The following is a 4736-nucleotide window of genomic DNA, read 5'->3' on the forward strand; positions in this document are numbered from 1 at the left end:
CATGACTATCCGCCGTGTGGACAAAGGCGAAAAGACCATAGCACGCCCTGCCGTTTCCGGTAAGAATATCGCCCCCGGTTCGCCTGCGGGGGAAATATTTGCCCGGCAATTGGCGGAAGTTTCCGGGGTTAAAGAAGCTGAAGCCGTCTCGGTCATCCAGTCGGTACAGTTTGACCCCAATAACTCCAGCAGTGACCCAGGTCGCCATCAACGCCGGGAACACCTGCAACAAACCGATGATCTGTTGGACTCCCTGGAAGCCTTGGGACACGATCTGGTGCAATCGGCTATTGGCTCCGGCAATCTGGATGTGGCCAGAGAACGGCTGCGTGAAACCCGTGACAATGCCCTGCGTACCCTCTCCCATGGCACGGAAAAAGGCGAAGAACGGGATCTTTTGCATAGAACAGCCGTCTTGGCAACAGTAGAACTGGCGAAAACGGATCGGGGAGATTATAAGTAACGGTCGGCACCGACCAAACAGGAAACCGGACAACCGAAGCACCCCCTTTCGGTTGTCCTTTTCTGATGGCACACTATCAACCCTCTCCCTGATGACCACTCTCTTATGACCCTGGATCATATTCGTAACTTCTCCATTATCGCTCACATCGATCACGGCAAAAGCACCCTCGCCGATCGTTTGATTGAATTTACCGGCGGCCTGGATGCCCGCGACATGACCGAACAGGTTCTCGACAGTATGGACCTGGAACGTGAACGCGGCATCACCATCAAAGCACAATCGGTACGACTGAACTACAAGGCCCTCAATGGCCGTACCTATATCCTCAATTTGATCGACACCCCCGGCCACGTTGACTTTTCCTACGAGGTCTCCCGCTCCCTGGCTGCCTGCGAAGGGGCACTACTGGTGGTCGATGCCGTGCAAGGTGTAGAAGCACAAACCATGGCCAATGTCTACCTGGCCCTCGAAAACAATCTGGCCATTGTACCAGTGCTCAACAAAATCGATCTTCCTTCCGCCGACCCCGAACGGGTACGCACACAGATCGAAGAGGTGATCGGCCTCGACGCCTCGCAAGCGGTACTGGCCTCAGCCAAAACCGGCATCGGTATCCGCGAGATTCTCGAAGCGGTGGTCGCTCTGATTCCTCCCCCGCAAGGAGATCCCGACGCCCCATTGAAAGCGCTGGTCGTCGACTCCTGGTATGACAACTATTTGGGGGTTATCTCCCTGGTGCGCCTCTATGATGGACGCTTGAATACCCAAGGCAGCAGCGAACGGACCCGCAAAATTCGCCTGTTGAGCGTTGGCGCCGACTATCCGCTGGATAGCGTGGGTATCTTTACCCCCAAAATGACCCCGGTTGCCGCACTCTCTGCGGGAGAGGTGGGCTGGGTGGTAGCGGGCATCAAGGTGGTCTCTCAGGCACGGGTCGGCGACACCATGACCGATGCCGCCTCACCCACCACAGAACGCCTGCCAGGATTTCGTGAAGCCAAATCAATGGTCTTTGCCGGTCTCTATCCGGTCATCGCCTCCGATTATGAAGCCCTCACCGATGCCCTGGAAAAACTCTCCTTAAACGACTCTGCCATCAATTTTGAACCAGAAACCTCTCCTGCCTTGGGTTTTGGCTGTCGCTGCGGCTTTTTGGGCCTGCTGCATATGGAGATTGTGCAAGAGCGCCTGGAACGAGAGTTTGATCTGGATCTGATCACCACCGCACCCACTGTGGTCTACCGTGTGCATCGTACCGACGGGGTGATCATCGAGGTGCATAACCCGGCCGATCTGCCACCGGCTGGCCGCTATCTGCAAATCGATGAACCGTTTATCAAAGCCGCCATCCTGGTCCCTACCGAACATCTCGGACCGGTGATGCAGCTCTGCACCGAGCGGCGCGGCTTGCAGCAGGATATGTCCTATATCTCCGAAACCAGGGTCATGCTGCACTATGAAATGCCTTTGAGCGAAGTGGTGATGGACTTTTTTGATCGTCTCAAATCCCTCTCCCGCGGCTATGCCTCCCTCGATTATGAGTTTCTCGATTATCGCCCCGGTGACCTGGTCAAGTTGGACATCCTGATCAATGGCGACCCGGTCGATGCCTTGTCGGTTATCGTTCATCGCGATAAAAGCCAAATTCGCGGTCGGGAACTGGTGAAAAAAATGCGCGAGGTGATCCATCGGCAAATGTTTGAGGTGGCCATTCAAGCCGCAATCGGGGCCAAAATTATCGCGCGCGAAACCGTCAGCGCCTTGCGCAAAAATGTGACTGCCAAATGCTACGGCGGCGATATTACCAGGAAAAGAAAATTGCTCGACAAGCAAAAAGAGGGTAAAAAACGTATGAAACAGATCGGTCGCGTGGAGGTGCCACAAGAGGCATTCCTGGCCGTGCTGAAGGTGGATTAGCGCCGGGCAAGATGCCTGGCGACGCTCCACTCCCCGACCTCACCGGTTTGCATAAGGAATGGTATGATGGCAGTCGATAGCCTGATTGTGGGTTCCCAACCCGAACAGCACGATAAACGACATCTCCTGCACGGTCTCCTCTTGCTGATGACCGGCCTGTTCATGCTCGGCATCTACAGTATCGGTGATAAACCTGCTCCGGGCAGCGATGCCGCCTATTCTAGTATCAGCCTGGGCATGATGGCCTCCCTGGGGTTGATTGGCAGCGGCGGACTTTTTCTCTTCTTCGGAAAGCGCTTCTTCAGCCGCAACGATGTCCTGGTCGAATATTATGAGGCCATCGTTACCGCCGTCGGCATCGCCTTGGTGGTGCGCACCTTCATCATTGAACCTTTCAAAATCCCCTCCGGCTCCATGATCCCTACCTTGCTGGTCGGCGATTATCTCTTTGTCAGCAAAATGGCCTACGGACACCGCATCCCCTTTAGCAAAGAGCGTTTCTTTTTGGGCAGCGGTCCCAAACGAGGCGATGTAGCGGTCTTTGAATATCCCCAGGATCCACGCAAAGATTATATCAAACGGGTCGTTGGACTACCCGGTGACCGCATCACCTACCGCAATAAACGTCTCTTCATCAATGGCGAGGCTGTCGCCTATGAAGCCAATGGACAATTTGTCTATAAAAACGAACATGGTGAAGATGTTGAATCCCTGCTCTTGAAAGAAAAATTACCGGGCACAGCCACCGAGAGTGAGCTGATTCATCCGGTTTTGGTGCGCCCCTTTTCCTACTCCGATATCACCGATACCACCGTCCCCCCCGGACACTATTTTGTGATGGGTGACAACCGCGACAACAGTAACGACAGTCGTGCCTGGGGCTTTGTCCCCTCCTACCGCCTGGTCGGAGAGGCGTTGGCCATCTTTTGGTCCTGGGATCACCAGGCAGGTCGGCTGCGTTGGGAACGATTGGGAAAAAGTATCCAATGAACACTCCCGGAGCAGCAAGGTGAAAACTCTCTCTCCCCCGGTCGGGCGGCGCTTCCAGAAGCAACAGGGTTTCTCCTTTTTCACCCTGTTGCTTTTTATCGCCCTGGCTGGATTGCTTTTCTCCTTCCTGGCCAGCACCGCTCCCAAACTCTATGAATGTTTCCTCTTGCGGGAACTGGCCGACCGAGTGGTCAAAGAGTTTGCTCCGCTGCCCTTGGAAGAGGTGCAACGGCGCGTCAAAATTGAACTGGGACGCTCCAGGGTGATCCTGACTCAGGAGAGCTTTCGCATGCTGCCCACAACACAAGGCTACCGGGTGGCCGTGCGCTATGAAGTGCCATTGGAGTTACGCATCGGTGAACATACTTTCACCGTGGAAGGTTATGAAAAATGGGTGTTCCTCTATGAAGTGGAGAGTTGAAAGAACGAGGGCGATAGCATGGATCTGAACAGCACTGGCAACACTCCTCTCCTCGAAGAGATCCCCCTTCCCCAGCACAGCGAGCCCGTTCCGGAGCGCGCCCAACAGATGGGCAACCTGCAAAAACAATTGGACTATTTTTTCCAGAAACAGGTGCTTCTGGCGCAGGCGTTGACCCATCGCTCCTTTTTGCAGGATCGTCTGTCCCAGACCAGCAGCAAAAGCACTCTGGAACGGCAACAGCACAATGAACGTCTGGAGTTTTTGGGTGATGCCGTGCTGGAACTGGCCATCTCCGATCTGTTGTTCCACCTCTTTCCTGAACAGAGCGAGGGACAACTTTCGCACTGGCGCTCCTTGCTGGTCAACAGCCACACTTTGGCACGCATTGCCAAACAGCTCAGATTGGGCCAACTGCTGCATCTGGGACGCGGCGAACGTTTAAGCGGGGGGGCCGAAAAGAGCTCTGTCCTGGGCAATGCCCTGGAAGCCCTGCTGGGAGCAATCTATCTGGATGGTGGATACCAGGCGGTCTTCGCAGTCATAGAAGGTTTGTTTGCACAACATTTGCAACAGTGCCGATCGGGACCAAGAAAAAAGGATTATAAATCGCTGTTGCAAGAGCATTTACAAGGCATCGGCCTGCCCCTGCCCGTCTATCAGGTGTTGCAGATCGATGGTCCCGATCATGCACGCCTATTTCAAGTTGCCTGCATGGTGCAATGGCAAAAAAGTGCCAACGACTCCCTGCAGCGCATCGGTAGCGGCAGCAGCAAACGAAGTGCTGAACAAGCCGCTGCACAAGCGATTTATCAGGCTTTACAACAAACGCAGGACCAACAGCAGACACAATCAGGTAGCGCGGAACCGACAGAAGAGCGGTTTGCGCACGATATGGAGATACTTTTGTGATAAAGCAACCCAAAGCAAGTCGAGTCAACG

5 protein-coding genes are annotated in these 4736 nt (G+C 54.6%); all 5 read left to right on the forward strand.

Translation table 11 applies throughout. The features are described from left to right. The coding region (locus EJP87_RS17870; protein WP_193771340.1) for a hypothetical protein at positions 1-463 on the forward strand (463 nt) is incomplete at its 5' end. Between the two features lie 105 nt (positions 464-568). Further along, complete coding sequence (gene lepA, locus EJP87_RS12160) at positions 569-2383, forward strand: translation elongation factor 4 (protein WP_130472145.1); 1815 nt, start codon at positions 569-571, stop codon at positions 2381-2383. Positions 2384-2446: 63 nt separating this feature from the next. Next, positions 2447-3373, forward strand: coding sequence for a signal peptidase I (gene lepB / locus EJP87_RS12165; protein WP_227657609.1), 927 nt, complete (start codon positions 2447-2449; stop codon positions 3371-3373). A gap of 19 nt (positions 3374-3392) precedes the next feature. Beyond that, complete coding sequence (locus EJP87_RS12170; RefSeq protein ID WP_130472146.1) at positions 3393-3794, forward strand: hypothetical protein; 402 nt, start codon at positions 3393-3395, stop codon at positions 3792-3794. 18 nt (positions 3795-3812) lie between these two features. Beyond that, positions 3813-4706, forward strand: a complete 894-nt coding sequence (rnc, locus tag EJP87_RS12175) for a ribonuclease III (protein ID WP_227657610.1) — start codon at positions 3813-3815, stop codon at positions 4704-4706. The last annotated feature ends 30 nt before the right edge of the window (positions 4707-4736 follow it).

Origin of the sequence: Candidatus Magnetaquicoccus inordinatus (genome assembly GCF_004217665.1) — a bacterium.
GTDB classification, from domain to species: Bacteria; Pseudomonadota; Magnetococcia; order Magnetococcales; family Magnetaquicoccaceae; genus Magnetaquicoccus; species Magnetaquicoccus inordinatus.